We start from the raw sequence: 26,137 nt of genomic DNA, 5'->3' as shown, positions 1-26,137 counted from the left end.
GTCGTCTCCTTCATCGGCCCCGCGCTCGCGCGCGCCATCAAGCAAAAAGCTCCACAAGAAAAATCGAGATCTGCGGCACATAGGTGATCAGCATCAGGTCCGCGATCAGAATCGCGATATACGGCCAGATCACGACGACGATCCGCTCCACCGGAACCCGCGTGATCGCCGAAGCCACGAACAGGTCGACGCCGAGCGGCGGCGTCACGGTGCCGATCGAGAGATTGACGCACATGATGACGCCGAAAAGAACCGGATCGACGCCGAAACTCATCGCGGCCGGATAGAGGATCGCGGTGAAGATCACGATCGCCGCCGCCGCGTTCATCAGGCAGCCGACAAGAAGCAGGAAAAGATTGACGAACAGCAGATAGACGAGATCGCTCCCCGCGGTGGCCGCGAGATACGCCGATATGTTCTGCGGGATCTGGTTGATGGTGATCAGCCAGGCGAAAACTCCGGCGCAGTTCATGATGAACATGACCACCGCGGAGGAGATCACCGCCTTGTAGAAGGCGCGATAAAGCCCGCTCAACGTCAATTCGCGATACGCGAAGCCGACCAGAATCCCGTAAAGCACGGCGACGACGGCCGCCTCGGTCGGGGTGAAGACGCCGCCGTAAATGCCGCCGAGGATGATGACGGGCATCAGAAGCGGCCAGAACGCCGCCCGGAAGCTCCGAAGGATCTCGCCGCCGCCGGCGAACGGCTCGACCGCGACCGTCTCGCGCCGGATCAGCACCCAGTTCACCAGCAGCATGCTGGCGCAGATCACGACGCCGGGCCCGATCCCGGCGAGAAAGAGATCCGCGATCGAGACGCCGGTGACGACCCCGTAAAGAATAAGGAGAATGCTCGGCGGAATGATCATGCCGGTCACGCCCGCCGCCGCCACCGTCGCGGCGGTGTAGGAGGGGCGATAGCCCTTCTCCGCCATCGGCCCGCTCATCACGCCGCCGATCGCCGCCACGGTGGCCGCGTTGGAGCCGGAAAGCGCCGCGAAGAAGCTGGAGCCGAGGATCGCCACCGCGCCGAGCCCGCCGCGGAAATGGCCGACCAGCGCGCTGGCGAAGTCCACCAGACGGCGCGACATGCCGCCGGTCGCCATGATCTCCCCCGCGAGGATGAAGAACGGGATCGCCAGCAGCGGAAAGGAGTTGTTGGTGGAGAAAAGCCGCTGCGCGATGATCTCCAGGCTGATGTCGCTCAACAAGAGCCCGACGACGCTGGAGACGCCAAGCGCAACCGCGATCGGCGCCCTGATCATCATCAGGATCAGCAGCGTCGCGAAAATGGCGGTCGTCACCATGCGCGGGGACCGTTCTCTCTCATGGCGTCACTCCCAATCATTCGCGTCAGGCTCCGCTTCAGGCGCGACGATCAGCCCGCGGATGATCTCGATCATGTAGATCAGCATGAACGCGGCCCCGGTCGGCACGGCCGCGTAGGCCCACGCCATCGAGACCTCCAGCGCGGGCGAGATCTGCGGCGCGACCCGGACCGTGAGCTCGGCCCCATAGCCGACCAGCACCGCGAAGAACCCCGCCGAGGTCGCCGCCGCGATCAGCAGCGCCCCGCGCCGGAGCGGCGCCGGCATCAGCTTCACGAAAACGCCGATCGCCGCATGCGCTCCCCGCCGCAGGGTCACGGCGGAGCCGAGAAAGACCATCCAGACGAAAAGATAGCGGATCATTTCATCGGGGAAGGCGAGCGAGCTATCCAGCAGGAACCGGAAGACGACGGTCGCGACGCCAAGGGCGAACATCGCCGCGAACGCCGCGACGCACAGGGCCGCCAGCGCGGATTCGGTGAGATCCAGAATCCGGGTCGTCATTCCGGCCTCATCCAACCGGCCCGCGCGGCGGCCCGCCGGGTCACTTCGTGTCGATGACGCTCTGCACGAGCGCCTCGCCGATCTTGCCGCGATACTCAGCCCAGACCGGGGCCATCGCCTTCTGGAATTCAGCCGTCTGCTCGGGGGTGAGACGCGTGACGACCATGCCGCCCGTCTCCATCTCCGAGAGGTATTTCGCCTCTTCCGCGTTCAGCGTCTCGCGCTCCCACGCCTGAGTTTCGAGCGCGGTCTCCGCGAAGAGGGTCTGAACCTCCTCGGGAACGCTCTTCCACATCTTTTCGTTGGCGAGGAACATGATTCCGGCCCATTGATGGTTCGAAAGCGTGATGTTGCCCTGCACCTTGTCGAACCCGAACGCCTTCACATTGCCGACCGGGTTGTCCTGCCCGTCCACGGTGCCTTGCTGGAGCCCGGTGAAGACCTCCGAAAGCGCCATCGGCGTCGGGTTGGCGCCGAGCGCCTTGAAGGTCGCCACGTTGAGCGGGTTGTTCACCACGCGAAACTTGATCCCCTTCATGTCGTCCGGCTCGGAGACCTTGGTGTCGCGGGTGGTGATGGTGCGGAATCCGCTTTCGTACATCGCCAGCGTGCGGATGCCGATCTTCTCCAGCATGTCGGCCGTCAGGCCGGCGCCGACCGGGCCGTCCGCGACCGCGTAGGCGTGTTCACGGTCCCGAAAGATGAACGGCAGGTAATAGATGTCGAGCGGCGGATAGAAGCTCGCCACGTTCGTGGTCGGAACGAGGGCGAAATCGACGACGCCGATCTGCATCGCCTCCACCAGGTCGCGGGAGGAGCCGATGGTGCTGTTCGGAAAGACGCTGATCGTGATCTCGCCACCGCTTTTCTCGGCGATCTGATCGGCGAACATCTGCGCGCCGCGCGCAAGCGGATGCGCCTCGTTGTAGGGGTGGCCGAATTTCAGGTCGAGCTTGGGATAATCCGCCGCCACGGCCGCTCCCGCCGAAGCCGCGAGCAGCCATGCGCCCGCGAGCGCGCCAGCCGCGCGGGCGAAGCGCCCGGCGCGGGCGCGAGATCCCATCTGGATGTTCGTCGTCATAGCACTCTCCGTTGTTGTCTTCGGTTGATCCGACCGTATCGCCGGGCTTCGCCGCCCGGTCTCTCCATGTGTTTTCCGCTTGTTTTCATCACGCGCGCGCCCCGATCGGGGATAGACATGACCGTCGTCCGCCCCCGGCGCGCTCACGGCGCCGGAACCGAACGCGCCCGACCCGTGAAACGCCCCGACGCCCGGCCTGCGACGGGCCGCTCATCGTAACGTCGATCCCGTTTCGCGTCGCCATCGAACTGAGCGCCTGTTCCGAACTTCGTCACGAAATTGACGCTTCAGATGCCGGTCGGTCAAGTCCTCTATAGGAATTAATTCGCGCCGGCCCCGCCTCTCCGGGGCGCCGGCGTCACCCGCTCCGCGGGCGGTTCGCGCCCAGTCCGGCGGTCAGAAACCGGCCGGCCCGGAGCTTCGCGCCATCGACCACGCTGAAAAGCACGGGCACGAACAGAAGCGACAGCAATGTCGACAGCACCAACCCGCCGATCACCGCGAGAGCCATCGGCGAGCGGAATTCGCCGCCCGGCCCAAGCGCGAGCGCGCTCGGCGTCATGCCGGCGGTCATCGCGATCGTCGTCATGATGATCGGCCGCGCGCGCTTGTGGCCGGCGTCGAGCACGGCGGCGCGCCGGTCGGCGCCGTCTTTCATGGCCTGGATCGTGAACTCCACCAGCATGATCGCGTTCTTGGTCACGATTCCCATCAGCATCAGGAACCCGATGACGACCGAGAGGCCGATCGCGGAGCCGTTGAGATAAAGCGCGAAGATCGCGCCGCCGATCGCGAGAGGCAGCGACAGCAGGATCGTCAGAGGCGTGATGAAGCTGGAGAAAAGCAGAACCAGAACGACATAGACCAGAAGAGCCCCGGCCCCCATGGCGAGGCCGAAACTGGTGAAGACCTCGGTCATGACCTCCGCGTCGCCCGAACTCTGGATCGAGGCGCCTTCCGGCATCGCGCCGGCGACGGGAAGCGCATGAATCTCCGCCACGGTCGGGCCGAGCAGCGCGCCATCCGCGAGGTCGGCCTCCACCGAGACGCGGTATTGGCGATCATATCGTTCGATCGCGCTCGGCCCCATGCCCAACGCCAGATCGGCCACCACCGCCAGCGGCACAGGCCCGCCCGTCGTGCTCGGCACATGTTGACCGGAGAGCCGCATGAGATCGCGGCGCGCCGCCTCCTTCAGCCGCACAACGATGGGGATGCGGCGCTCCCCGGTGTTGAATTTGGCGAGATTGGCGTCGATGTCGCCGATAGTCGCGATGCGGACCGTCGACGCCAGCGCCGCCGCCGTCACGCCCATCTCCGCGGCCAGCTCCGGTTTCGGCGTGATCCGGATCTCGGGCCGAAGAAGCGCCGCCGACGTCGTCGGATCCACCACCGACCCCAGGGCGTCCATCGCATCGGCCAGGCTCGACGCCGCGCGGCTGGCGGCGGCCTCGGTGTCGGCGAGAACGCTGATCGAGATGTCCCGCGCGCCGTTATCGTTGAGCATGTGCAGCCTGACATCGGGAATTCCGGCCAGCCGCCCGGCGAGGTCGTCCAGGATCTCGGAGGACGAGCGTTCGCGCTCGTCCTTCCGTCCGAAATTGACGGTGACGTTCGCGGTTGCGATCCCGTCCGCGCCGCCGTTGACGAAAACGTTTCCAACCTCCGGAATCTGATGCGCGGCGTCCGAAATCTCGTGCGTGACGAGACGGGCCTCATCCAGCGTCGAACCGGGCGGCAGCTCGACGGAAATATTCGTCCGGCCGGTGTCCGCCGACGGGATGAACTCGGTCGGCAGCAAGGTCGCGGAGAAGATCGACACCGCGAAGATCGCCACCCCCGCGCCCAGCGCCAGCGCCCGGTGGCGGAGCGTCCAGCGCAGGGCCGCGAGATAGGCGCGCATGAGCCGACCGTCGCTCGGGGCCTCCCGCTCGCCCCCGTCCTTCATGAAATAGGCCGCCATCATCGGCGTGATCAGCCGCGCGACGAGCAGGGAGAACAAAACCGCGACCGCGACCGTGAGCCCGAACTGCTTGAAATACTGCCCCGCGATCCCGCCCATGAAGCTGACCGGCGCGAAGACCGCGACGATGCTGAAGCTGATCGCGATGACGGCGAGGCCGATTTCGGTCGCGGCGGCCTCCGACGCCTCATAGGCCGGGCTGCCCATCCGGATGTGGCGGGCGATGTTCTCGATCTCGACGATGGCGTCGTCGACCAGGATCCCCGTCACCAGCGTGATGCCGAGCAAGCTGATCGTGTTCAGCGAAAAGCCGAGCAACTCCATCACGAAAAAGGTCGGGATGATCGACAGCGGCAACGCCACCGCGGTGATGATGGTCGCGCGCCAGTCGCGAAGGAAAAGCAGCACGACAAGAACCGCGAGCGCCGCGCCCTCGTAAAGCGTCTCCATCGCGCTATCGAAACTGTCCTCGGTGTAGACGGTCATATCGTCGATCAGCGAGAAGGAGACGTTCGGATACGCCTCTCGGATCCGGTCCAGCTTCACCTTCACCGCCTCGGCCGCGTCGAGGTCGCTGGCGCCCGTGGCTCTCCGGACCGAAAAGGCGACGACCGGCTGGCCGTCATAGAGCGCGAAGGCCCGGGCCTCGGCCGCGCCGTCGATCACCGCGCCGAGCGCGTTGAGCCGAACCGTGCGCCCGGATGGAAGCGTGATCGGCGTCTCCGCGAGCTCCTCCACCGTATCGGCGCCGCCGAGGGCGCGGATGCTGAACTCCCGCCCGGCCAGCTCCCCGCGCCCGCCGCCAAGATCGATATTGATCGCGCGAAGCTGACTGCTGACGTCCGCCGCCGTGATTCCGAGCGCGCGCAGCCGGTCCGGCTCCAGCTCGACCTTGATCTCCCGGTCGGCGCCGCCGACCCGCGCCACGCGTCCGACGCCGCCCACCGCCTGCAGATCCCGCGCGACGACCTCATCCACGAAATACGACAGATCCTCGATCGAACGCGTGGGGTCGGACACCGCGTAGGTCAGGATCGGCAGGCCGGTCACATCGAGCCGTTTGACGATCGGCTCCGTCACCTCTTCGGGCAGATCGTCGCGAACGCCGGCGACGGCGTCCTTGATATCGTTCAGCGCCCGGTCGGTGTCGGTCTCAAGCAGGAATTCGATGGTCAGGTTGGCGGAGGAATCGGTGGCGACGGCGGTGACATGCTTCACCCCGACCACATCCGACACCGCGCTCTCGATCGGCTTGACGATCTGGCTCGCCATCTCCGCCGGCGCGGCGCCGGGCTGGGTGACCGAAACGGTGATGATCGGGACGTCGATATTGGGGAACTGCGTGACCGGCAGGCGCACGAAGCTCACCACGCCGACGATGCAGAGCACGAGAAAAAGCGCCAGCGGCGGCACCGGCCTGCGGATCGCCCAGGTCGCGATGTTCATTCGGCCGCGTCCGTCGCCCGGACCGGGCGGATCCTGTCCCCATCGCGAAAGAACGCGCCCGCCCTCGCGACAACCACCTCGCCGACCTCGAGCCCGGAGAGAATCTCGCGGCGCCCGTCCCAGATGAGGCCGGCCGCGACCTTTCGTCTCTCGATGACGCCATCGACGACAACGAGAACATGATCGCCCTCCAGATCGGTGAGCACCGCCGCCGCCGGCACGCTCGGCGAAATTCGCCGGTCGGTGATGATCCAGCCGCCGGCGAAAAGCCCCGTCTTGTCCACGGCGCCGCCCGCCACGGCGATTCTGATGACGCCGAGCCGGTCGACGGGATCCACCGCCGGCGAGATCAGCCTGACGGTTCCTGTCGCGGCGCCGCGCCCGGCGATCATCAGCTCCGTCTCGTCGCCCGGCTCGATCCGCCCGAGCGTGGTTTCGATCACCTCCGCCTCGACCTCGATCTCTCCATTCGCGATGATCGTGAAAAGCGGCTCCCCGCCCGACGCCGAGATCGCGCCGACGCGCGCGGTCCGGGCCGAGACCACGCCGTCCCACGGCGCCCTGATCTTCGCATTGTCCAGATTGAGGCGCGCGACATCCAGCTCCGCCGCGGTCCGGCGCGTCTGCGCTTCGGCGATGGCGAGGCCGCTCGTCGCCGAATCCAACGCGGCGCGGGCCATCTCCGCATCGGCCGTCGCCTGATCGGCGCTGGCCTGGCTGATATTGTCCCGCGCCCGCAGCCGGTCGCTTCGCGCCTGCGCCGCCTCCGCCTGGGCCAGGGCGGCCTCGGCCGAAGCGATCTGGCTTCGGGCCTGGCGCTCACCGGCTTTCGCACGCGTGAATTCAGCTTCCGCCTGAGCCAGTTGCGCCGCCAGCCGCGAATCGTCCAGCGTCGCCAGAATCTCGCCCGCCGCGACTGTATCGCCGATATCGACCTCAACCGTTTCGACGCTGTAGCCGCTGACGCGCGGATAGATCAGGATCTCCCTGCGCGGAACCGTGGTCCCCGAAACCGGCGCCCGGCCGACGATCTCCGCGAGCGTCACCGGCGCCACCGTCACCACCGGAAGCCGGGGGCCGGCCTCTTCCGCGGCCGCGGCCCATGCGCCAAGCAGGAGCGTGGCCGCCGCAGCCCATAGCCCACAGCGACGCCGGACCGCGCGCGCAAGCCCGGGCGTCCGCGCCATCCCGTCCGGTTCTTCGCTCATCCGCATCAGCCGTCGCCCCACCCGTGAGCACCCCACCCTTCACGAATCGTCCCGCCGTCATATGTCGCCACTCAGCCACAGGTCTATCACGAGTCATAGGGGAAGCCGGGGCGGCCCGACGGGTCGCCTCCGCCGCGCGCGTCTCGGCGGCGGCGCTTCGGGCGCCCCCGGTGGAGACGGCCCGCCATGCGCGAAGGACCGCGGCCCGTCTCGCGAACCAGACCGCTCCAACCGGGCCCGAACCGGCGAACAGGGGCCCGGGGCGAAGAAAAAGCCAATGCTGGCAGGAAGGTGACACGCGAACATCCGCCATCACGCGAATCAGAAAAGCGCGCTCTGGTAAGCTTCAGTTAGTCTGTACCCGCTAGTGAATCTGGCGACCGAGAGAATCTACGGCGCCGGGACCATGCTGGACATCGATGACATCGACTCAGACGACGAGACGGAAGCCGCGCCGCCGCCGAAGCGGAGCCGCGCGCCCCTGCTGATCGGGCTCGCGCTCTTCGTTCTCCTCGGCGCGGGCGGGTTCTACGCGATGTTCTCCGGGATCGTCACCCTCCCCACCGGGCAGAAAGACGAGAATCATCGGCCAAGCTACGCCGCCGCGAACCCCGAAGACGCGCCGACATTCGTGCCGATCGGGGAAATGGTCATCCCTCTCGGCCCGAATGCGAATGCGAAATTTCTGGTGATCGACACGCAGATCGAGACGCGGCGGGAGGACGCCGCCGCGCTGGAGGCGCTGCGGCCGCGCATTCTCGATGTGTTCAACACCTTTCTTCGCGCAGTCGAGGAATCCGATATCGAGGCGCCCAGCGCCACGATCCGGCTCCGCGCGCAATTGCTGCGCCGGGCCAGCGCGGTCGCCGCGCCGATCCAGCCGCGCGATCTTCTCATCACCTCGTTCGTTCTGAAATAGGAGCCATTTCATGGAGCTGATCGCTGACGGGCTACTGCTGATCGCCTCGATGGTGGCGGCGCTCTACTGCCTCATCCTCTCGCGGCGGCTTCGGCGGCTGACGCGGATGGAGGGTGGGCTCGGCAAGGCCATCACGACCATGTCCACGCAGGTGGACGAGATGAAGGCCGTGCTTTCAACCTCGCAAAAGGCGACCGCGAAAGCCATCGGCGACCTCGATGCGCGGCTCGCCGCCGCCAAGACCGCGGCGGCGAAGCTCGAAGCCACGGCGGCGGCGGCCGACGACGCCGCCGAGACCCTCAAGGAGGCCGCCGCCCGCGCGGAGGCCGCGCCGAAGCCCGCCGCCCGCAAGACCGCCGCGAGAAAGCCGCGCGCCAAATCGGCGTCGAAATCCGCCGCCGCCCGCAAGCCGGCGACGCGCAAGGCGGCCGGCGCCGACGCCGACGCGGATGCGCCCGCGCCCGACAAGAAAACCGTCGCGCAGGATCCCGCTCCCGTCGAGGAAGCGGCCAGCGCCAGGGAAACCAGCGTGATCGCGGCGGTCGACGAGATCCTGTCCACCGAAGGGCGTGACGATCACGACCTTCTGGCGCGGCGCCTGACCGCCGCGATCGCCGGCGAAGGCCAGACCGAGGCGGCCGGGCGATGAGCGCCGGCGCGAACCGGCGCGGTCGGCCGGCGATGCTGATGCTTTCGGGGTGCTTCATGCTGTCGGCGGTGATGCGCGTCGCCGACCCCGCGATCGCGCTCGCGGTGGAGGCGCCGCGCGCCGGCGACTCGGCGGCGCCCCAGGACGCCGCGAGCAGCATCGGCCCGACGCACAGCGACCTCGCCGCGCTGCTCGCAACCCTGCGCGAGCGCGAGACGCAGCTCGACGCGCGCGAAGAGCGCATCGCCGTCAAGACCCGCGTGATCGAGGCTTCGGAGGCGAAGCTCCGCGATCAGATGAAGCGCCTCGAAGAGGCCGAAGCCCGGCTCGGCGCGCTTTTGCGCGTGGCCGACGGCGCCGCGGACAGGGATGTCGGCAAGCTCGTCGCGGCCTTTCAGGCCATGGATGAAAAGCGCGCGGCGCCGATTTTCGAGAACATGGACGTCGCCTTCGCCGCCGGCCTCCTCTCGCGGATGACGGACGGGCCGGCGGCGGAGATCCTCGGCGCGCTGACGCCGGAGAAGGCCTACGCGATCACCGTTCAGATCGCCGGGCAGAACGCGAGAGCGCCCAAGAAATGAGCCGCCGGTCATCCGTTTCGCCGTTTCTTAACGGCCCATGGGCGATGATCGGCGTCGCGGTCGGAACGACGGGGGCGCCTCGACGCTCCGCCAGCGAGCAGGACAGAGCATGATCGGCGTCATCGGCATCGTTTTCACGTTCATCATGGTCTTCGGCGGCTACGTCTTCGCCGGCGGGAAGATGGCGATCATCTTCCATGCGCTCCCCTTCGAGATGATGATCATCGGCGGCGCCGCGGTGGGCGCCTTTCTCCTCGCCAACAGCATGGCGGAGATCAAGGCGACGCTTGGCGCGGTCCGCACGGTCTTCCGCGGAGCGAAATGGAAGGATGAGGATTTCCAGGATCTCCTCTGCCTTCTCTATGCGCTGATCCGAATCAGCCGCGCGAACCCGGTCGACGTCGAGGCGCATATCGAGGAGCCGGAGCAAAGCTCGGTCTTCCAGAAATATCCCCGCATCCTCGCGGACCATGAGGCGGTCGCGCTGATCTGCGACACGATGCGCGCCGGAGCGATGAATTACGACGATCCGAACCAGGTGGAGGAGGTGCTGGAGAAGCGCCTCGAAAAGATCCACCAGCACTCCATGCACGCCAGCCACGCGCTCGCGAGCATGGCGGACGGGCTGCCCGCGCTCGGCATCGTCGCCGCCGTGCTTGGCGTGATCAAGACGATGGCGTCGATCGATCAGCCGCCGGAGGTGCTTGGCAGACTGATCGGCGGCGCGCTCGTCGGCACGTTCCTCGGCGTGTTCCTGTCCTACGGGCTGGTCGGCCCGATCGCGATGAAGGTGAAGGCCGTCGTCGACGCCGAGCAGCAGTTCTATTCGCTGATCCGCGAGGTGCTGATCGCCAATCTCTACAATCACGCGCCCGATATCTGCATCGAGGTCGGGCGGCAGAACGCGCCGCACGAGTTGCGGCCGAGCTTCGGCGCGCTCGCCGAAGCGCTGCAGGCGGTCAAGGCCGCTTCGGCGACGTGACCAGGCGCGCGCTCTCCGCCGCCGCGGCGCTCTGCGCGCTCGCCGCGTCCGCGCCGCCGCTGTCGGCGGAGGCGGTCCGGGTGCGGGCGACGGATATCGCTCATGCGAGCCAGGTCGAGATTCCCGTCGCCGGCCTCGGCTTCGGCGTCGAGAGGACCGGGCCGCGCCAGATCGACATCGTCATCTCCGGCGGCGGGGGCGCGTTCGATCTATCGGAGATCTTCCCGGGGGCCGGCGCCCGGCGGATCGTCAGCGCCCGGCTTGTCCCCGACGACGCCGCGACGCGGCTCCGGTTCGTGCTGAACTGCGACTGCGACTATGCGGCCCATGTCGCAGGCGGCGCTCTGACGGTCGAGTTTCGGGATCCGGCGCCGGGCCCCGTCCTCGCGGCGAGCGAGCAGCCCGCCGCGGCTCCGCTCCCGCAGCGCGCGCCGGAGGAGGGCACCGAACGCGCCCCGCACTCCGCGCCCGCGCCGACGCCCCGCCACGCCGGCGCCCCCCGGTCCGGCGGCGCCGAAACCGCAGACGCGGCCCCGCCGGAGCATGACGTGGTCATCGCGCGTCAACGCCTTCTGGAGCAGCTCTCGCGCGCCGCCGATCAGGGGCTGCTCTCCTACCGCTCTCCCGAAGCCGCCGCCGCCGCGCCGCCGCCCACCGACCCCGAGCGGCGCGGCCGCCGCGCGCCGGAGACGCCCGAACCGCCGCCCGCCCCGGCCCCCGCTCCCGCGGCCACGGCCGAACTCATGGCGAAGACGCCGCCCCCGGAGAAGGATTACGCCGAGGCGCCCAAACCGCTCGAACTGCCGGTGCGCGCCCGCACGGCGGTCGACCGCGCGTTCCGGGCCGATCGGGCGGAGACTTTCGTCGACGAGGTGGACTGCATCGCCGACGCCCGGCTCGACACCTCGGACTGGCCGGACGCGGACGCCTTTTCGGCGGAGCTGGCGCGGCTCTCCGGCGCGCTTCTCGATGAATTCGACATGCCGTTGCCGGACATCGCGACAGGGCTTGTGAAGCTCTATATCGCCGCCGGGTTCAGCGCCGAGGCCCTCGGCGTGATCGACCTTTACCCGGATGCGGTGGAGGATTCCGCGCTGCTTCGGGATCTCGCGCACATCGTCGGCGGAACGCCCCCCGCGCCTGACGGGCCGCTGGCCGTCACGGGCGCCTGCTCCGGGCCGACCGCGGTCTGGCGGCGCGCGGCCGGGCTCCCCGCCGCCGTTCAACCCTACGCCGCCGATGACGCGCAAGCCTGGCTCGACGCGAAGATGGTCACCGCCTTCGCGACGCTTCCGGTCTCTCTGCGGGTCCTCATCGGACCGATGATCATGGCCTCTTTCCTCGATGACGGCGAGGTCGAGAACGCGCGCAAGATCGATCTCATCCTGCGCCGGATCCCCGGCGATCACGGCCCCGCCTTCGATCTGGCGCGCGCGCGGCTGCTGACCGCGTCCCATGAAGATGAGGAGGCCGACGCGCTTTACACGCGGCTCGGCCGGCGCGATCTGGCCGAATCGCGCGAGGCGCTGCTGCGCTTGCTTGAAAGCCGCATCCGGCGCGGCGCGCCCATCAGCGCGGATCTGACGGAGGCTCTGGCCGAAGCCGCCTTCATCGCGCGGGGCTCGCAAATGGAGCGGCCGCTGAAGATCGCGGAGATCCGCGCCCGCGCCCGCGCGGAAGGGCTGACCGCGGCTCTCAGGACGGTGCGCGACGCGATGACCCGCTCGCCAGCGGCGAAGATCATCCTCCGGGACGCCGGGCACGCGGTGCTGGAGGAGGCCAGCGCGGAGGAGACCGGGCCGCTCGCCTATGTCCGCGCCGTTCTCGGCTATCGCGACGAAATCTCGACGGAGATGGCCGGCGACGCCGCGCGCCGACGGATCGCGGAGGAGCTGACCGGGCTTGGCCTCGCCAACGCCGCGCTCGCCTTCCTCGACCCGGCGCTCGGGCGCGGCGCGCCGGGTCTGCGCCGGGCGGCGGCGCGGGCGCACCTCGCGGAAGCGGATGCCGCGAGCGCGCTCGAGACGCTGGCCGGGCTCGACGGGATCGAAGCGAAGCGCCTCCGCGCCAAAGCCGAAGAAATGATGGGCGAGCCCGCCTCCGCGCTCGCCACCCTCGCCGAAATCGACATCCCGGCCGAGAGCTCCGCGGACCGGGCGGATCTGGCGTTCAGGGCGGGAGCATGGGCGGAAGCGGCCGAGTCCGGCCCGCCCGAACGCCGCCTGCTCGCGGCGTTCATGGCCGGCTCCGAAGCCGCGCCGAAGATCGACGCGGCGCTGAGCGAGAACGCCGCCGCCGCCGCATTTCTCACCCCGCCGCAGGTCGAGGGGGAAGTCACCCTTGGCGCGGCGCAATCCGTCATAGACGCATCCCGCGCGGTCCGCGCGGTCATCGAGGAGGCGCTGGAGGATGGATAATCCCGGCTATGTGACGCTCTCACGCCAGTCCGGTCTGCTGAAGGACATGCAGATCATCGCGAACAACATCGCCAACGCCTCCACAACCGGATTCCGCCGGGAGGGCGCCGTGTTCGCGGAGATGGTCGACCGGTTGAACGTCGTCGGCGGCGGCACCGCCCAGACGGCGGCGCGGGTCCGGGTGACGGATTTTCAGCAGGGCGCCCTCGCGCCGACCGGCGGCGCCTTTGATTTCGCCATCGAAGGCGACGGCTTCTTCATGATCGAGACGCCCGACGGCCCGGCGCTGACCCGCGCAGGCTCCTTCGTCCGGAACCCCGATGGGGAGCTGGCGACGAAAGACGGCCTTCGCCTTCTGGACGAGGGCGGCGCCCCTCTCTTCGCGCCGCCCGACGCGCGCGAGATGACCGTGGCGACCGACGGCACCCTCTCCGCCGATGGGCAGCCGATCGGCCGGATCGGTCTCGTGACCGTCGCCGACACGTCCAGCCTGACGCGGAGCGGGGCCGGGCTCTTCACCACCGAGGAGCCGCTCCTTCCAGCCGAGGAGGCCAGCATTTTTCAGGGCTTCGTCGAACGAAGCAATGTCGATCCGATCCGCGAGATCTCGCGGATGATCGAAGTGCAACGGGCCTATGAAATGGGCCAGAACTTTCTGAACGCCGAAGACGAACGCATGCGCCAGGCCGTCCGCGTGATCGGATCGGGCGCCTGATCCCCGGCGCCACGGCGCCCAGACTGAACGACGACGCGAGCAAAGGAGAATCCAGATGCGCGCACTCGATATCGCCGCCACCGGAATGCAGGCCCAGCAAACGCGGGTCGAGACCATTTCCAACAACCTCTCGAACATGAGCACCACAGCCTATAATCCGCGGCGCGCGGAATTCGCGGACCTGCACTACCAGCAGGTGCGCCAGCCCGGCGCGGTGAACGCCGCCGACGGCTCGATCCTGCCCACCGGCGTGCAGCTCGGCCTCGGCGTCCGGGCGGCCGCGGTGTCGATGGAGGTCGGCCAGGGGGCGCTGCGCCAGACCGGCGGAGAGCTCGACATCGCCATCGAGGGCGCCGGATATCTCGAGGTGGAGCTGCCCTCCGGCATCTCCGCCTACACAAGAGACGGCGGCCTGAAGCGGACCGGCGACGGGCTGATCGTCACCTCGGAAGGCTATCCGATCATCCCCGAGATCACGATCCCGGAGGATGCGAGCGCGATCACCATCAACGCCGATGGCGAGGTGGTCGCCTCCTTCGACGACCAGACGGACTCCGAGGTTCTGGGCCGGCTGTCGCTCGCGAGCTTCGTGAATGAAAAAGGGCTCGAGGCGATCGGCGGCAATCTCTTCCGGGAGACCGCGGCCTCCGGCCAGCCCAATATCGGCGACCCGGACACGGATGGACGCGGCCGGTTCCGGCAGGGCTTCCTCGAGGAAAGCGGCGTCGACGCGGTGCGCGAGATCACCGAGCTGATCGAAGCGCAGCGCGGCTACGAGATGAACGCGAAGGTGATCACCGCCGCCGATCAGATGCTCGGCGCGACGGTGCAGATCCGATGATCCCGCGCGCCATGCAGGCGCTCTTCGGAGGCGCGCTCGCCGCGCTGACGCTGACAGCGCCGAGCGCCGCCACGGCCGAAAGCATGGTCGCCGCGCGCTCGATCATGGCCAGAACGGTGATCGACGCCGGCGATCTGCGCATGGCCTCGGCGGCGATCCCCGGCGCCATCACCCAACCCTCCGACGCCGTCGGGAAGGAGGCGCTGGTCACGATCTACGAGGGCCGGCCGGTCCGGCCGGGCGATCTCGGGCCGCCGACGCTCGTCGAGCGGAACGACATCGTGCGCCTCCGCTTCGCTGTCGGCGCGATCGAGATCACGACGGAGGGGCGCGCGCTCGATCGCGGCGCCCTCGGCGACCGGGTGCGGGTGATGAACCTGTCTTCGCGCGCCATCGTGACCGGCAGCGTCGCCGGCGCCGCCGATATCTCGGTGTCCAGATGAGCGCCGGCGTCTGGCGCGCGGCGCTTCTCTGCCTCACCGCCGCGAGCGCCTGCGGCAGGCTCGATCATGTCGGGCAGCCGCCGCCCTTCACCCCGTCCGGGCAGGTCTATATCGACACGCCCCCGGTGACGCCGGAGCGCGTCGCGCTCGCGACGCCGTCCCCGGCGGAGGTCGCGGCGATGCGCGCGCCGATCGAGGACTCGCCCCGGATCCGGTCGGCTTCGCTCTGGCGTTCGGGGCCGACGTCGCTCTTCGGCGATCGGAGGGCCCAGGGCCGCGGCGATATCCTCACCGTGGTGATCGAGATCGACGAGGAGGCCACGATCCGGAACGCGACGCAGCGCTCACGCTCCGGCGCCGAGGATCTGTCGATCGGGGCGCTCTTCGGCCTGCCCGATCTCGTCGACGACGCGACCGGCGTCGACCTCGACCCCGCCGCGCAGATCGTCTCCGGCTCAACGAGCTCCGGCGACGGCTCGGTCCGCCGCAACGAGGAGATCACGCTCCGGCTCGCGGCGACGGTCACCCAGGTTCTGCCGAACGGCCATTTCGTGATTGTCGGCAATCAGGAGGTGCGGGTGAATTTCGAGCTTCGCGACCTCCGGGTTCAGGGCGTGATCCGGCCTGAGGACATCTCGCGCAAGAACGAGATCACCTACGACAAGATCGCCGACGCGCGGATCAGCTATGGCGGCCGGGGGCAGATCACCGATGTGCAGCAGCCGCGGTACGGCCAGCAGATCGCCGACATCATCCTGCCGTTCTAGGAGACCGGGCCATGAAGAAGTTCTTGCCGCCGATAATTCTCGCGTCGCTCGGACTCGGTCTCGGCGCGGCCGCCGGTCATCTCCTGAAACCGGCGGCGCCCGCCCCCGAAACCGAAGCCGAAGTCGAGGGAGACGGCGGGGCCGGGGCCGCCGCGCCCGCGCTCGTCTCCACCCACGTCCCGGCGGCGACCCCCGGCACCGGCGAGTATGTGAAGCTGGACAAACAATTCATCGTTCCGGTCGTCATCGACGACAGGGTCGATTCGCTCATCGTGATCTCGATGGCCCTGGAAGTGTCCAGCGGACAGACCGAGACGGTCTTCCTGCATGAGCCCAAGCTCCGCGACGAGTTTCTCCGCGTTCTGTTTCTTCACGCGCAGTCGGGCGGGTTCTCGGGCGCGTTCACCGAGTCGCACGTCATGAACGATCTTCGCGGCGCGCTCACCGCTTCGGCGCAGGCGATCCTTGGCGATATCGCGCATTCGGTCCTGCTGACGAGCGTCGTCAGGCAGGACCTCTGAGGCGAGCGGCGGTCACCCCGCCGCAGCCCCCGCCGCGCGGATCGCCGTCACGTCGTCGGCGCTGATGACGTCGCCGCTGTCGAGCACGAGTTCGACGCCGCCATCCGCAAGCCGCGCCTCGGTCACTCCGGCGAAGCCCCTCGGCTCCGCGTCCGGGAGCGGCGCGCTTCCGTTCATCCGCTCCAGCGAGAACCGATAGACGCCGGCCGGCGCGGGCTCGCCGCCGGCCACCGCGCCATCCCAGGTCAGCGTGGTCGCCTGCGGATCGACAGGCTGGCGGGCGACAACCAGCCCGGACTCGCTTTTCACGACCAGCGTCGCCGCCGTCGCCGCCGGATCTCTCGCGACCGTCAGTTCGACCGGCGCGCCATCGAAGCGGAGCGCGGCGGCGGCGTTCACCTGGGCGCCGATCCAGGGCGCGAGCGCGCCAGCCCCCTGCCCGCCCAGCGCGCTGAGGATCGCATCAAGGGACTGGTTGGTCTTCACCTGCTGCTCGACCGAAGAGAACTGCGCGAGTTGCGCCACGAACTCGGTCGAGTCAGCCGGATTCAGCGGATCCTGGTTCCTGAGCTGCGTGGTCAGCAGATTGAGAAATGTCTCGAAATCGCCGTTCACATCGAAGCCGTCGGAGGCGCTTTTCTGCGCGCTCCTCGCCGCGGGCGACGCCTGCGATTGGAGGGCGGTGGCGTTGGTTTCCATGAGCGTTCCCTATAGCCTGATGTCGAGGCGATCGTCGGCGCCGCCGCGCCAGACGGCCGTGATCGCGGGGCTGGCGGCCCCGATGCGCGCGGCGGGCGGCGCGGACGGGGCGCCATCCTGGCGCTGCGCGCCGCCGCCATCGCCCGAGTGGGCGAAATCCAGCGTCACGTTGCGATAGCCCGCAGAGGTGAGATCCCGTTGCAAAAGCTCTCCGTGGCGGCGCATCAGGTCGAGGACCTCCGGGCGATCCACGCTGATCAGCGCGATCACGCCGTCATCCTTCATCGTGAAGGAAAGCCTGACCCGGCCAAGCTCCGGCGGGTCGAGCCGGACCTCCACCCGGTCGCCGTCCGCGCGCGAGACGGCGAGGCCGATCTGGCTGGAAAGCTGCGCCGCGATGCGCGGGTCCGGGGCGCCGGGAAGAAGCGTCGGCGCGCCGATCCCGCCTCTCGGGCCGCCGATTTCGGCGCCTCGCCCGGCGGCCGCGATGGAAAGCCCGTCCAGCGGGTCCAATCCTCCATCCGCCGCCCGGTCTTCATTCGCCGCGAGGGCGATCGGCGCGTTCGGGGCGGCCTTCACCGGTTCGGGCGAGGCCTTCGGCGGCTCCGGCGCGGCCTCCGGCGAAGACTCAGGCTGGGCCTCCGGCTCCGGATCCGCCGGTTGGTCCACCTTTGCGCCGGCGGGGGCGGCCGCTCCGCCAGCCACGCTCACCGCCGGTTTAGGGTCGGCGCTCCGGTTTTCCGGTTTCACCGCCAAAGCGGCGTCTCCCGTCTCGGCCGCCGCGCCCGGCCGTTCGGCCGGCGCCGACGGCGCCATATCGGGCGTTGTCGCATCGGCGGGCGCTGTCGCATCGGCCGGCGCGGCCGCCTCGGCGCCGGCGGACGCGGGCGCGCCTGGCGTGGCGGCGGCCCGGGATGGAGCGGGCGCCGCGGCGCCTGGCTCCGCCGGGGCGTCAACGGGCGCCTCGGCGGAGCCAGGCGCCTCAGCCGCCTCAAGGGATTGGGCCGCCGTCGGCGCGATCATTTGCTGCGCCGCACCCGCGCGGCGGGGCGGCGGGGCCTCCGCTTCGGCCTCCTTCGGCTCGGCCGGCGGCGGCGCCATCAACGCGCTGAAGTCAACGCCGGGCCGATCAGCCTCCTCGGCGTCGCGCGCGGGAGCGTCCCGCGCTTCGGCGGCGTCCCGGCCCGCCGCCTTGGCGTCCGTCTTTCCGGAAGGGCGCGCGGCGTCTTCCGCCGGCGCGCCGTCTCCGGCGGCGGCGGGTTTCTCTCCGCTCCCAGCGGGGTTCGCCTTCGCGCTGGTCGGCATGCCCGGGGGCCGCAAAAAGTCGCTTTGACCGATCACGCCACGCTCCTCCATTCTGGTTCGCGCGGACGACTATGGGAGGGGATTCTTACCATTCGTTTACTGGATCCATTCATAATCACCCTGTTTTGAAGGGAGACCGCCCCATGGATCCGATCGCAGCCCTGACTGCGCGGCACACGCCGCCCGCGGCGCCCGCGCGCGGCCCCGACGCCCCGCTGCGCGAGGCCGCCACCAAATTCGAAGCGGTGTTCCTCGCGGAGATGTTCGCCCATACCGGCCTCGGCGCGACCCGAGAGAGCAATGGCGGCGGCGCCGGCGAAGAGGCGTTCTCCAGCTTTCTCGCCCGCGAATGGGCCGACAAGGTGGCGGCGGCGGGCGGCGTCGGCCTTTCCGAACGGATTTATCAGGCGCTGGCGGCGCGGGAGGCGGGTGATGCTTAATCAGATGAAATGGCGCTATCGGCTGACCGACGCGCGGGCGATGCTGGAGTCGGAATATCGCCTCATCAAGGCCGGCGCGGTGCGCGAGCTCGCCGCGCTCGATCAGCGCCGCCTCGCGCTGATCGCGCAGATCACCGATATCCCGGCCGCGGTCGCCGCGGCGCATGAGCCCCGGATCCAGGAGATCAGGCGGCTGGCGGCCCGCAATCAGCGCTTGCTGCGCGCCTATCTCGACGGCGCGGCGGACGCGGCGGCGCGCCTTCAGGGGCTAGAGCGGGAAAAGAATCAGATCGGCGCCTACGGGCCGGACGGCGCGCGGATGTCGAGCGGCGGGTCCGCCCCGACGCGAGAGAGCCGCGCGTAAGGCGGCCTTTCTCAGGCCAGGCCCCTCCCACCGGCCGGGCCAGGTCAACGGGCGAGAGAGAGAACCAGATTCTGCGCCCCGAGCGGCCCGACCCCGCCGCCCCCGAGCAGCGCGAGCGCAGCCGCCCCCGGCGTCGAAGCGGAAGGCCCCTCCTCGATCGAGCGGCGGATGAGAAAGCGCTTGATCACCTCATCCACCCGCGCGTCATCCTGAAAGACCGCCAGAGATTTCGAGCCGAAGAAGCGGTTGTTGAGATCCTTGAATTCCTGCTGCTGACGGTCGATGTCCAGCTGGCCGAAACTGTCCGGCAGGCCGAAAGCGCCCTCGAACACCGCCCGCATCTGCGGCTGCCCCATCACCGAGAACCAGGCGGTTCCCTCCGGATCGCTTGCGTTCGCGTATTCCTTGATCTCGCGGCGGAAATTCAGCGCGAGCCGCAGCCCTTCATTCTGGTCGCCGACCGCGATTTCGAACTGGCGATCCTTGAAGGCCGCCGTGATCTCCGCGGCGAAGCCGGGATCTTCCGTGCGCGCGCCGCCGGCGTCGCCGAAGCCGAAGGTCCTGGCGATATCGCCGTAGCGCGGATCGACGAACCGGTTGGCGAAGGCTTCGCGGTCCTCGGTCCCTTCCTCCAGAATCTTGCGCATGAACGCGCGCTTGTCGATCTCGTCGTCCAGCCCGAACGCGCCAAGCGCCACCTTGAGCAGGCGCCGGTCGGAGACGAGATCTTCAGCGCTCTTCACCTCGCCGATCTTTTCGGTGAAATAGGCGATGTCGCGCGCGATCTCCGGCTGACGGTCGAAAATCGCGCGCTGCTTGTCCTCGGTCCGCGTCAGGAGCTGATAGCCGAGCGGGCCGGTTGCGGGAAGGATCGGAGCGAAGCTCATGGCGTCTTTCCTTCGCCGGCGAGCGCCATCAGCCGGTCCTCCATCGGCAGCAGCGCCCGCAGGCCGCGGAGCGCCGGGTAATACCGGCCGAGCGCCACATCCTCGGCCGCCCGCGCGAGGCGGCGGGCCGATTCGCCATCCGTGAACACCGCGCCGAGCTGGTCGATGCCGGTCCTTATCTGCGGCTTCGCCTTCAGCTCCGGCACTTCGCCGGCCAGAAGCAGCTGCACGATGTAGCAGACCCGGCGCACCGGCGTGTTCGCCTCGTCGGGATGCAGCGCGTCGCGCAGCCGCAGGACGTTCGAATCGGGCGTGAGAATATTGAGCCGGGCGCGCCGGTCTCCGTTCTCGATCACGACCCCGTTGGCGACGAAGCGCTCGCCCGGCGCGAGCTTGAGGATCAGGCCCGGCACAGCGCGGCCTCGCTCTGCTGGCGAAGCCCGCGCATGATGGTGGTGTTGATCTCGATCAGCGGCGCGGCGTCCTCCTCCTCCTGCGCCAGAATCTTGCGGGTGTGCGCGCGGGTGAACTCCGCGAGATAGAAGAGCCGGGCGCGCAGCGTCTCCGGCAGGCCGTTGCCCTCGAGCGCGACATCGGTCGCGATCACGGTCCAGAGCCTGAGATTGTCATGAAGGGCGGCGGCGAGGCGGGGGAAGGCCGAGGGCCCGTCCGTCTCCGCGGCGGCGCCGAGGGCGCGGGTGATTCGCGCAAACGCCTGATATTCGATCTGTTTCGGGGCTTTGACCGCAGTCTGGGCCTGGCCGTAGGAAGCGGCGGCCTGATGTTGGGCGTCCATCGGGGTATCCTCGCGAAAGCGCCGGTCGCGCCGGCGGCAGGAACTGGCGCGGCTTCAGCCGCGTGAGCGAGTGCGGCCCGGAGCCGGCGAAGCCGGCTCCGGGGTCGTCATTAACGGAACAGCGCCAGGATCGACTGCGGCGACTGGTTGGCGATCGAGAGCGCCTGAGTGCCGAGCTGCTGCTGGACCTGAAGCGCCTGAAGCCGCGCCGCGGCCGCCTCCAGATCGGCGTCGACCAGCGTGCCGATGCCCGACTTGAAGCTGTCGATCAGCGTGCTCATGAACTCGTTCTGAAGATCGACGCGGTTCTCGGAGGTGCCGAGCGCCGCCTGAGCCTTGACCGAAACCTGGATCAGATCCTCGATGGCCGAGAGCCCGGCCGCCGCGCCTTCGGTGGACGTGACGTCGATATCGTTCAACAGTTCAAGCCCACCGCCGATGGTGCCGCCCGATTCAACCACCACGACCGCGCCGTCGCTCAGGTCGCCCGTCGCCCCGCCGGAATTGTTGAGGATGGTCAGATCGGCGCCGGAGGCCGTCACGGTGAACCCTTCGATCCCTTCGTTGGCGAGGGTGAAGTTGATCCGCGACGCGAGCCCGGCCGCCACATCGGCGAGGGTGTCGCCATCGCGGATGACGAAGTCGATATCGCCTGAGGTTCCGAACGCCGCAGCGGCGAAGGAGACCGAGTCGCCGGCGGTGATGGTGCCGCCGATGGTGATCGTGTCCTCCGCGCCGTCGGCCAGCGCGCCGGCGCCGGCGGCCGAGACGGTGGCCGCTCCGCCGCTGCCCACCGCAGACGCCCCGTTGCCGAGATCCTGCTTGGCGACGGCGATCGACGATGTGGCGACGCCGGTGGCGCCCGGCGCGCGGTCGAGCGAGGAGAGGATGTTGAAGGTGCTCGACCCGGCCGTGTCATCCGTATTCGACAGGACGTTGAGTCCGTTGAACTGAGCCGCGTCGACGATGCCGCTGATCTGGCCGCGGAGCGACGTGATCTCGTCCTGCAGCTTGCCGCGGTCGACGTTTTCGCCATTCGCGGAGATGATCAGCTGCTTGATGTCGTTCAGCCGCTCGCCGACGGCCTTCGCCGCGTTGGAGCCGACCGCGACCGTGGACTGGCCGAGCGAGAGCGATTCGGAGATCGCCTCGAAGCCCTTCACATCCGAGCGCATCACCTGGCTGATGGCGAAAATGGCGGCGTTGTCCTTGGCGTTGCCAATCTTGAGGCCGGTCGAGATTTCGCTCTGCACCTGGCCGAGGTCACGGTTGATGTTGCTGAGCGACTGCAGCGCGACCATCGCGCTGTTGTTGGTGAGAATGCTACCCATGAGAGGGTCTCCTGATCGGGTGGGGCGCTTCAGCGCCCCAGTCTCGTCGCCCGGGTCGCCCCGGGGGTGAACGCCTTTCATGGCGTTTCGCCGATCGTCCCGCCTTTGGCGCCGTCGGCCGGAGCCTTCGTGGCTCTGCCCTCCACATGCCCGCACGCCGCTTAACAAAACCTTGTCGCCCGCCAGCCAAGCATCGAGAATTGCGGCTAATATTTAGAAGGAAGCGCGGCATTCACTCCGCCTTTCCCGCCTGCAGGATCTCCGCCAGGCGCGCAAACCCTTCGCCCGCCCCGGTTTTCGACGCGAAAAAGGCGTCGAGCGCCGGAAAGAGCTCGACCGCGCGGTCGAGCGCCGCGTCCGCGCCTTTCTGATAAAGGCCGGTCTGAATCATCGGCTCGGCCTTTTCATAGGCGCCGATCAGCCGCCGCACCTCGCCGATCAACGCGTTCTCCGCCTCCGTCGCCGCCATCGGCAGGCAGCGCGAGACGGAGCGCCCGATATCGATGGCCGGGAATCGCCCCCGCTCCGCGATCGCGCGCTCGAGAACGATATGTCCGTCAAGCACGCCGCGGGTGATGTCCGCGACCGGCTCCTCCATGTCGGAGCCCGCGACCAGCACCGAGAACACCCCTGTGATCGCGCCGTCGCCCGCCCGCCGCCCGCCGGGGCCCGCGCGCTCCGCCAGAGCGGCGATCGTGTTCGCGGTCGAGGGGGGATAGGCCCGGAGGCTCGGCGTCTCGCCCGCGGTCAGCGCGATCTCCCGATGCGCCTCCGCGAATCGGGTGAGGGAATCGAGAATCAGCAGCACATGCCGCCCGGCGTCGCGGAAATGCTCCGCCAACGCCATCGCGGTCCAGCCCGCGCGCCGGCGGGCCAGCGCCGATTCGTCGGAGGTCGCGACGACGAGCACCGCGCGGCGCAGCCCCTCCGCCCCGAGCCCATCCTCGATAAACTCGTTCAGCTCGCGCCCGCGTTCGCCGATCAGCCCGAAGACGACGACATCGGCCTCCACCCCCTGAGCGAGATCCGTCAGAAGCCGCGATTTGCCGACGCCCGAGCCGGCGAAAACGCCGATCCGCTGACCGCGCGCCAGCGGCAGGATCGTATCCGTCGCGGCGAGACCGGTCAGCAGCCGGCGCCCAAGCCCGCCGCGCGTCGCCGCCGCCGGCGGGGCGCGGCGCACCGGCGCGGCGCGGCTCCCCTCCGGGAGCGGGCGCCCGTCCAGCGGCGCGCCATAGGCATCGATCACCCGGCCGAGCCACGCGTCCGTGGGCCGGAGCGGCGTGTCGGGCGCGAGCCAGACCGGATCGCCAAGGCCGACGCCGCGATCCCCCTGCCCCAGCACCATCGCCCGCGCGCCGGCCTCGGTCAGCGCGACGATCTCGCCGGAGGGCCCGGCGTCCTCCGGGCGGGCCGCCAGCAGGATCCGGTCGCCGAGCCGCGCCGCCCCGCCGAACCCGGAGACGAGGATCGCCCCGCCATCCGCCGCCGCCACCCGCCCGCAGCGCCGCCTCGACGGGGCGCGCGCCAGCTCCGCCTCCAGCATGGTGATATCGACCACATGAACCTCCGCAATTCGTCTGAACTCGTTTGTTCCGAGTCACTTCTTCTAAACGGTTGATCCTTAAGACCGGCTTTCGACGAAAACGGATGGAGAATTCTCCGTGGCCTTCGATCTGACGATTCTGAGTATGGCGAAAGGTCTCGCCGCGCATTCCGCGCAGCGCCAGGGCCTGATCGCCGAGAACGTGGCGAACGCCGACACGCGCGCCTATCGGGCGCGCGATGTGAAGCCGTTCAGCGAAGTTTATGACGGCCCGGGGGCGGATCCGTCCGCGCCGCGGGCGCCGGGGGCCTCGACCTTCATTCCGGCGACGTCCCGCGCCGGCCATTTCGACCCGACGGAGCGCGTCGCCGCCACAGGCGCCGCCAGATCCTACGAGATCACCCGAATCGGCGCCGATTCTCCAAATGGAAACTCCGTCTCGATCGAGGACCAGATGGTCCGCGGCGCACGGGCGATGTCGGATCATCAGATGGCGCTCGGCATTCTGCGGAAGTCGATGGACCTGATCCGCATGGCGATCGGACGCGCCTGATGAGCCCCGCCAGACCAGAACCGGGAGACATTCGATGAGCGACCTTCTTCAGGGCCTGTCCGCCGCCTCGAGCGGCATGACCGCGCAGTCGACGCGGCTCCGCATCGTCTCCGAGAACATCGCCAACGCCGACACGCCGGGCTTCCGGCGCAAGCTCGTGACCTTCGAGGCGATGGTGAACCGGACCGATGACACGCGCGCCGTCGTTCCGAGCCGGGTCTCGTTCGACCAGCGCCCGCTTGAGCAGGTCTACGACCCCGGCCACCCGCTCGCCGACGCGGACGGTTATCACGACGGCTCCAATGTCGAGATGATGATCGAGATCGCCGACGCTCGGGAAGCCCAGAGAAGCTACGAGGCCAATCTCCGCATGTTCGACCAGTCGCGCCAGATGCTGACGTCTCTTTTCGATCTGCTGCGGCGCTGAAAGCGCGCGCCATAAGTCCATAAATCCACCAGAAAGGGGATCCCCATGGAAGTGAATTCCGCACTCGCCAGCCGTTTCTATCAGAATGTCCAGGGCGCGCTCCGCCCCGGCGAAGCCGGGACCGGCAAGCCGAGCGCCGGCGAAAGCGCGATGGACGCCGCCAAGAGCTTCGTCGAGACGCTGCGCCAGGCGGACGAGACCGCGCAGGCCGGCATGGTCGGCCGGGCCGATCCGCAATCGGTGGTGACCGCGCTCGCCAGCGCCGAGATCGCGCTTCAGAGCGCGGTGTCGATCCGCGACAAGGTGGTCGAGAGTTATCAGGAGATTCTGCGGATGCCGGTCTGAGGCGGCGCCCGCAAGGGGCGCGCGGCGATGTCCGGCGAGGAAATCATCGACATCACCCGGGCCATGCTCTGGGTGACGTTCATCACCGCCATGCCGACGCTGGCCGTCGCGCTGGTGGTGGGGTTGGCGATCGGCCTGTTTCAGGCGCTGACCTCGGTGCAGGAGCTGACGCTCACATTCGTGCCGAAGCTGGCCGCCGTGGCGATCACGTTCTGGATCAGCATGGGATTCATGTCGGACGCGGTCATCACCCTCTGGCGCGACCGGCTGATTCCGCTGATCGCCGGGGGATGACGCCGATGAGCCGGCTCTTCCTCCTCATCGCCGCTCTTCTCGCCGCGCCCGCTCTGGCGAGCCAGCCGCCACCAAGCGAGACCTCGGCGATCTGCGACGCCGCCGCCGCGATCGGCGCGGCGCGCGGCCCGGCGCCGGTCGAGATTCTCCGCGCGCTGACCCGGACCGAAACCGGGCGCCGCCTCGACGGCGCGCTCCGCCCCTGGCCATGGACCGTGAACATGGAGGGCGAGGGCTTCTGGTTCGACAGCCGGGCGGAGGCGCTCGCGTTCGTCAAGGCCCGCCACGCGGAGGGCGCGCGCTCCTTCGACGTCGGCTGCTTCCAGATCAATTTCCGCTGGCACGGAGAGGCGTTCGCCTCGATCGACGCGATGTTCGACCCCGTAGAAAACGCCGGATACGCGGCCCGGTTCCTGTCGGAGCTGAAAGCCGAGGGCGGCGACTGGCGCGACGCGGTCGGGAAATATCACTCCCGCACGCCGAGCTTCGCCGCAAAATACACCAGGCGCTTCGACTCCATTCTCGCCGCGCTCGACCCGGCGCCGGCCGCCGTCGTCCCGGCGTCGACGCGCCTGGCCGCCGCTCCGAAACCGCCCGCGCGCGGCGCCTGGCCGCCGTTCTTCCAGGGCGGCGCCGGCCATGGCGGCGGCGTCATCGTCGCCGCCCCGGCTCACGGTCTCCTCGACAAGGAGCGCGCCAACTGGCGCGGCGGCGTCGCGCTTTCGGCCTTCACCCCCGGCGCCGGGCTGCTTCGCCCCGCCCGGCCGTTATTCGATTGAGCGG

Annotated in this window: 29 protein-coding genes; 17 read left to right on the top strand and 12 right to left on the bottom strand. The window is 69.1% G+C overall.

The annotated features are described in order from the left end of the window. Positions 1-37 precede the first annotated feature (37 nt). The 5 genes from WG921_RS05310 to WG921_RS05290 all read right to left on the bottom strand — a co-directional run bounded on the left by WG921_RS05310 (position 38) and on the right by WG921_RS05290 (position 7,532). Positions 38-1,309 carry a TRAP transporter large permease gene (locus tag WG921_RS05310; protein WP_340108178.1) on the bottom strand — a complete coding sequence of 424 codons (1,272 nt, stop codon included), beginning with the start codon at positions 1,307-1,309 and terminating at the stop codon, positions 38-40. Positions 1,310-1,336: 27 nt separating this feature from the next. Beyond that, the gene (locus WG921_RS05305; RefSeq protein WP_340108177.1) at positions 1,337-1,834 is read right to left on the bottom strand and encodes a TRAP transporter small permease; all 498 of its coding nucleotides are present in this window, start codon (positions 1,832-1,834) and stop codon (positions 1,337-1,339) included. A gap of 40 nt (positions 1,835-1,874) precedes the next feature. Next, positions 1,875-2,915 carry a TRAP transporter substrate-binding protein gene (locus WG921_RS05300; RefSeq protein WP_340108176.1) on the bottom strand — a complete coding sequence of 347 codons (1,041 nt, stop codon included), beginning with the start codon at positions 2,913-2,915 and terminating at the stop codon, positions 1,875-1,877. A gap of 358 nt (positions 2,916-3,273) precedes the next feature. Further along, positions 3,274-6,324 carry an efflux RND transporter permease subunit gene (locus tag WG921_RS05295; protein ID WP_340108175.1) on the bottom strand — a complete coding sequence of 1,017 codons (3,051 nt, stop codon included), beginning with the start codon at positions 6,322-6,324 and terminating at the stop codon, positions 3,274-3,276. Then, entirely contained in the window at positions 6,321-7,532 is a 1,212-nt protein-coding gene (locus WG921_RS05290) for an efflux RND transporter periplasmic adaptor subunit (protein ID WP_340108174.1), read from the bottom strand. The genes WG921_RS05295 and WG921_RS05290 overlap by 4 nt, the downstream gene beginning before the upstream one ends. A 406-nt stretch (positions 7,533-7,938) precedes the next feature. Here WG921_RS05290 and WG921_RS05285 point away from each other — a divergent pair, with 406 nt between their 5' ends. The 10 genes from WG921_RS05285 to WG921_RS05240 all read left to right on the top strand — a co-directional run bounded on the left by WG921_RS05285 (position 7,939) and on the right by WG921_RS05240 (position 16,367). Then, positions 7,939-8,451 (top strand): flagellar basal body-associated FliL family protein, encoded by a 513-nt coding sequence (locus WG921_RS05285; protein ID WP_340108173.1) that lies wholly within the window; start codon positions 7,939-7,941, stop codon positions 8,449-8,451. Positions 8,452-8,461: 10 nt separating this feature from the next. Then, positions 8,462-9,100, top strand: a complete 639-nt coding sequence (locus WG921_RS05280; protein WP_340108172.1) for a hypothetical protein — start codon at positions 8,462-8,464, stop codon at positions 9,098-9,100. Beyond that, entirely contained in the window at positions 9,097-9,681 is a 585-nt protein-coding gene (locus WG921_RS05275; protein ID WP_340108171.1) for a MotE family protein, read from the top strand. The genes WG921_RS05280 and WG921_RS05275 overlap by 4 nt, the downstream gene beginning before the upstream one ends. Positions 9,682-9,790: 109 nt before the next feature. Beyond that, positions 9,791-10,663 (top strand): flagellar motor stator protein MotA, encoded by an 873-nt coding sequence (gene motA, locus WG921_RS05270; protein ID WP_340108170.1) that lies wholly within the window; start codon positions 9,791-9,793, stop codon positions 10,661-10,663. After that, positions 10,660-13,080 carry a hypothetical protein gene (locus WG921_RS05265; protein ID WP_340108169.1) on the top strand — a complete coding sequence of 807 codons (2,421 nt, stop codon included), beginning with the start codon at positions 10,660-10,662 and terminating at the stop codon, positions 13,078-13,080. The genes motA and WG921_RS05265 overlap by 4 nt, the downstream gene beginning before the upstream one ends. Continuing rightward, positions 13,073-13,795 carry a flagellar hook-basal body complex protein gene (locus tag WG921_RS05260; protein WP_340108168.1) on the top strand — a complete coding sequence of 241 codons (723 nt, stop codon included), beginning with the start codon at positions 13,073-13,075 and terminating at the stop codon, positions 13,793-13,795. Before WG921_RS05265 ends, WG921_RS05260 begins: the two co-directional genes overlap by 8 nt. Before the next feature lie 55 nt (positions 13,796-13,850). Continuing rightward, positions 13,851-14,636, top strand: a complete 786-nt coding sequence (gene flgG / locus WG921_RS05255) for a flagellar basal-body rod protein FlgG (RefSeq protein WP_340108167.1) — start codon at positions 13,851-13,853, stop codon at positions 14,634-14,636. After that, a complete protein-coding gene (gene flgA / locus WG921_RS05250; RefSeq protein ID WP_413788557.1) occupies positions 14,633-15,079 on the top strand; it encodes a flagellar basal body P-ring formation chaperone FlgA in 447 nt (148 codons plus the stop codon). Before flgG ends, flgA begins: the two co-directional genes overlap by 4 nt. After that, the gene (gene flgH / locus WG921_RS05245) at positions 15,076-15,846 is read left to right on the top strand and encodes a flagellar basal body L-ring protein FlgH (RefSeq protein WP_340108166.1); all 771 of its coding nucleotides are present in this window, start codon (positions 15,076-15,078) and stop codon (positions 15,844-15,846) included. The genes flgA and flgH overlap by 4 nt, the downstream gene beginning before the upstream one ends. Before the next feature lie 11 nt (positions 15,847-15,857). Beyond that, positions 15,858-16,367: a flagellar basal body-associated FliL family protein gene (locus WG921_RS05240; RefSeq protein ID WP_340108165.1), complete on the top strand. Its 510-nt coding sequence runs from the start codon at positions 15,858-15,860 to the stop codon at positions 16,365-16,367. A gap of 12 nt (positions 16,368-16,379) precedes the next feature. On the opposite strand, the gene WG921_RS05235 is transcribed toward WG921_RS05240, so the two are convergent. Both WG921_RS05235 and WG921_RS05230 read right to left on the bottom strand, forming a co-directional pair. Continuing rightward, complete coding sequence (locus tag WG921_RS05235; protein ID WP_340108164.1) at positions 16,380-17,066, bottom strand: flagellar hook capping FlgD N-terminal domain-containing protein; 687 nt, start codon at positions 17,064-17,066, stop codon at positions 16,380-16,382. A 9-nt stretch (positions 17,067-17,075) separates the two neighbouring features. Beyond that, complete coding sequence (locus WG921_RS05230; RefSeq protein ID WP_340108163.1) at positions 17,076-18,407, bottom strand: flagellar hook-length control protein FliK; 1,332 nt, start codon at positions 18,405-18,407, stop codon at positions 17,076-17,078. Between the two features lie 107 nt (positions 18,408-18,514). Between WG921_RS05230 and WG921_RS05225 the strand changes: the two genes are divergently transcribed. Next, positions 18,515-18,811, top strand: a complete 297-nt coding sequence (locus WG921_RS05225; protein ID WP_340108162.1) for a flagellar biosynthesis protein FlgJ — start codon at positions 18,515-18,517, stop codon at positions 18,809-18,811. Next, positions 18,804-19,175, top strand: coding sequence for a hypothetical protein (locus tag WG921_RS05220; RefSeq protein WP_340108161.1), 372 nt, complete (start codon positions 18,804-18,806; stop codon positions 19,173-19,175). Before WG921_RS05225 ends, WG921_RS05220 begins: the two co-directional genes overlap by 8 nt. 44 nt (positions 19,176-19,219) lie before the next feature. On the opposite strand, the gene WG921_RS05215 is transcribed toward WG921_RS05220, so the two are convergent. The 5 genes from WG921_RS05215 to WG921_RS05195 form a co-directional block, all read right to left on the bottom strand. Next, positions 19,220-20,062, bottom strand: a complete 843-nt coding sequence (locus WG921_RS05215) for a DUF1217 domain-containing protein (protein ID WP_340108160.1) — start codon at positions 20,060-20,062, stop codon at positions 19,220-19,222. After that, positions 20,059-20,475, bottom strand: coding sequence for a flagellar biosynthesis repressor FlbT (gene flbT, locus WG921_RS05210; protein ID WP_340108159.1), 417 nt, complete (start codon positions 20,473-20,475; stop codon positions 20,059-20,061). The genes WG921_RS05215 and flbT overlap by 4 nt, the downstream gene beginning before the upstream one ends. Then, on the bottom strand, positions 20,463-20,858 hold the full coding sequence (flaF, locus tag WG921_RS05205; RefSeq protein WP_340108158.1) for a flagellar biosynthesis regulator FlaF: 396 nt from the start codon (positions 20,856-20,858) through the stop codon (positions 20,463-20,465). Before flaF ends, flbT begins: the two co-directional genes overlap by 13 nt. 110 nt (positions 20,859-20,968) lie before the next feature. Then, positions 20,969-22,189, bottom strand: coding sequence for a flagellin (locus WG921_RS05200; RefSeq protein WP_340108157.1), 1,221 nt, complete (start codon positions 22,187-22,189; stop codon positions 20,969-20,971). Between the two features lie 232 nt (positions 22,190-22,421). Then, entirely contained in the window at positions 22,422-23,735 is a 1,314-nt protein-coding gene (locus WG921_RS05195; protein WP_340108466.1) for a FliI/YscN family ATPase, read from the bottom strand. A gap of 118 nt (positions 23,736-23,853) precedes the next feature. Here WG921_RS05195 and WG921_RS05190 point away from each other — a divergent pair, with 118 nt between their 5' ends. The 5 genes from WG921_RS05190 to WG921_RS05170 are packed head-to-tail and all read left to right on the top strand — an operon-like array spanning position 23,854 to position 26,133. Then, a complete protein-coding gene (locus WG921_RS05190; RefSeq protein WP_340108156.1) occupies positions 23,854-24,288 on the top strand; it encodes a flagellar basal body rod protein FlgB in 435 nt (144 codons plus the stop codon). Between the two features lie 34 nt (positions 24,289-24,322). After that, on the top strand, positions 24,323-24,715 hold the full coding sequence (gene flgC, locus WG921_RS05185) for a flagellar basal body rod protein FlgC (RefSeq protein WP_340108155.1): 393 nt from the start codon (positions 24,323-24,325) through the stop codon (positions 24,713-24,715). A gap of 45 nt (positions 24,716-24,760) precedes the next feature. Further along, positions 24,761-25,060: a flagellar hook-basal body complex protein FliE gene (locus tag WG921_RS05180; protein ID WP_340108154.1), complete on the top strand. Its 300-nt coding sequence runs from the start codon at positions 24,761-24,763 to the stop codon at positions 25,058-25,060. A 27-nt stretch (positions 25,061-25,087) separates the two neighbouring features. Further along, positions 25,088-25,354, top strand: coding sequence for a flagellar biosynthetic protein FliQ (locus tag WG921_RS05175; RefSeq protein ID WP_340108153.1), 267 nt, complete (start codon positions 25,088-25,090; stop codon positions 25,352-25,354). 5 nt (positions 25,355-25,359) lie between these two features. After that, complete coding sequence (locus tag WG921_RS05170; protein WP_340108152.1) at positions 25,360-26,133, top strand: lysozyme family protein; 774 nt, start codon at positions 25,360-25,362, stop codon at positions 26,131-26,133. Positions 26,134-26,137: the final 4 nt, after the last annotated feature.

Origin of the sequence: Paludibacillus litoralis, from assembly GCF_037646705.1 — a bacterium.
Lineage (GTDB): Bacteria > Pseudomonadota > Alphaproteobacteria > Rhodobacterales > Rhodobacteraceae > Pikeienuella > Pikeienuella litoralis.
The sequence above is the reverse complement of the archived record's forward strand: the minus strand, read 5'-3'. Positions and strand labels throughout refer to the sequence as shown.

Coding starts and splice junctions, on each gene's coding strand:
- WG921_RS05310 (WP_340108178.1), bottom strand. CDS start 1,309: ATGGTGACGACCGCCATTTTCGCGACGCTGCTGATCCTGATGATGATC.
- WG921_RS05305 (WP_340108177.1), bottom strand. CDS start 1,834: ATGACGACCCGGATTCTGGATCTCACCGAATCCGCGCTGGCGGCCCTG.
- WG921_RS05300 (WP_340108176.1), bottom strand. CDS start 2,915: ATGACGACGAACATCCAGATGGGATCTCGCGCCCGCGCCGGGCGCTTC.
- WG921_RS05295 (WP_340108175.1), bottom strand. CDS start 6,324: ATGAACATCGCGACCTGGGCGATCCGCAGGCCGGTGCCGCCGCTGGCG.
- WG921_RS05290 (WP_340108174.1), bottom strand. CDS start 7,532: ATGAGCGAAGAACCGGACGGGATGGCGCGGACGCCCGGGCTTGCGCGC.
- WG921_RS05285 (WP_340108173.1), top strand. CDS start 7,939: ATGCTGGACATCGATGACATCGACTCAGACGACGAGACGGAAGCCGCG.
- WG921_RS05280 (WP_340108172.1), top strand. CDS start 8,462: ATGGAGCTGATCGCTGACGGGCTACTGCTGATCGCCTCGATGGTGGCG.
- WG921_RS05275 (WP_340108171.1), top strand. CDS start 9,097: ATGAGCGCCGGCGCGAACCGGCGCGGTCGGCCGGCGATGCTGATGCTT.
- motA (WP_340108170.1), top strand. CDS start 9,791: ATGATCGGCGTCATCGGCATCGTTTTCACGTTCATCATGGTCTTCGGC.
- WG921_RS05260 (WP_340108168.1), top strand. CDS start 13,073: ATGGATAATCCCGGCTATGTGACGCTCTCACGCCAGTCCGGTCTGCTG.
- flgG (WP_340108167.1), top strand. CDS start 13,851: ATGCGCGCACTCGATATCGCCGCCACCGGAATGCAGGCCCAGCAAACG.
- flgA (WP_413788557.1), top strand. CDS start 14,633: ATGATCCCGCGCGCCATGCAGGCGCTCTTCGGAGGCGCGCTCGCCGCG.
- flgH (WP_340108166.1), top strand. CDS start 15,076: ATGAGCGCCGGCGTCTGGCGCGCGGCGCTTCTCTGCCTCACCGCCGCG.
- WG921_RS05240 (WP_340108165.1), top strand. CDS start 15,858: ATGAAGAAGTTCTTGCCGCCGATAATTCTCGCGTCGCTCGGACTCGGT.
- WG921_RS05235 (WP_340108164.1), bottom strand. CDS start 17,066: ATGGAAACCAACGCCACCGCCCTCCAATCGCAGGCGTCGCCCGCGGCG.
- WG921_RS05225 (WP_340108162.1), top strand. CDS start 18,515: ATGGATCCGATCGCAGCCCTGACTGCGCGGCACACGCCGCCCGCGGCG.
- WG921_RS05220 (WP_340108161.1), top strand. CDS start 18,804: ATGCTTAATCAGATGAAATGGCGCTATCGGCTGACCGACGCGCGGGCG.
- WG921_RS05215 (WP_340108160.1), bottom strand. CDS start 20,062: ATGAGCTTCGCTCCGATCCTTCCCGCAACCGGCCCGCTCGGCTATCAG.
- flaF (WP_340108158.1), bottom strand. CDS start 20,858: ATGGACGCCCAACATCAGGCCGCCGCTTCCTACGGCCAGGCCCAGACT.
- WG921_RS05200 (WP_340108157.1), bottom strand. CDS start 22,189: ATGGGTAGCATTCTCACCAACAACAGCGCGATGGTCGCGCTGCAGTCG.
- WG921_RS05195 (WP_340108466.1), bottom strand. CDS start 23,735: ATGCTGGAGGCGGAGCTGGCGCGCGCCCCGTCGAGGCGGCGCTGCGGG.
- flgC (WP_340108155.1), top strand. CDS start 24,323: ATGAGCGACCTTCTTCAGGGCCTGTCCGCCGCCTCGAGCGGCATGACC.
- WG921_RS05180 (WP_340108154.1), top strand. CDS start 24,761: ATGGAAGTGAATTCCGCACTCGCCAGCCGTTTCTATCAGAATGTCCAG.
- WG921_RS05175 (WP_340108153.1), top strand. CDS start 25,088: ATGTCCGGCGAGGAAATCATCGACATCACCCGGGCCATGCTCTGGGTG.
- WG921_RS05170 (WP_340108152.1), top strand. CDS start 25,360: ATGAGCCGGCTCTTCCTCCTCATCGCCGCTCTTCTCGCCGCGCCCGCT.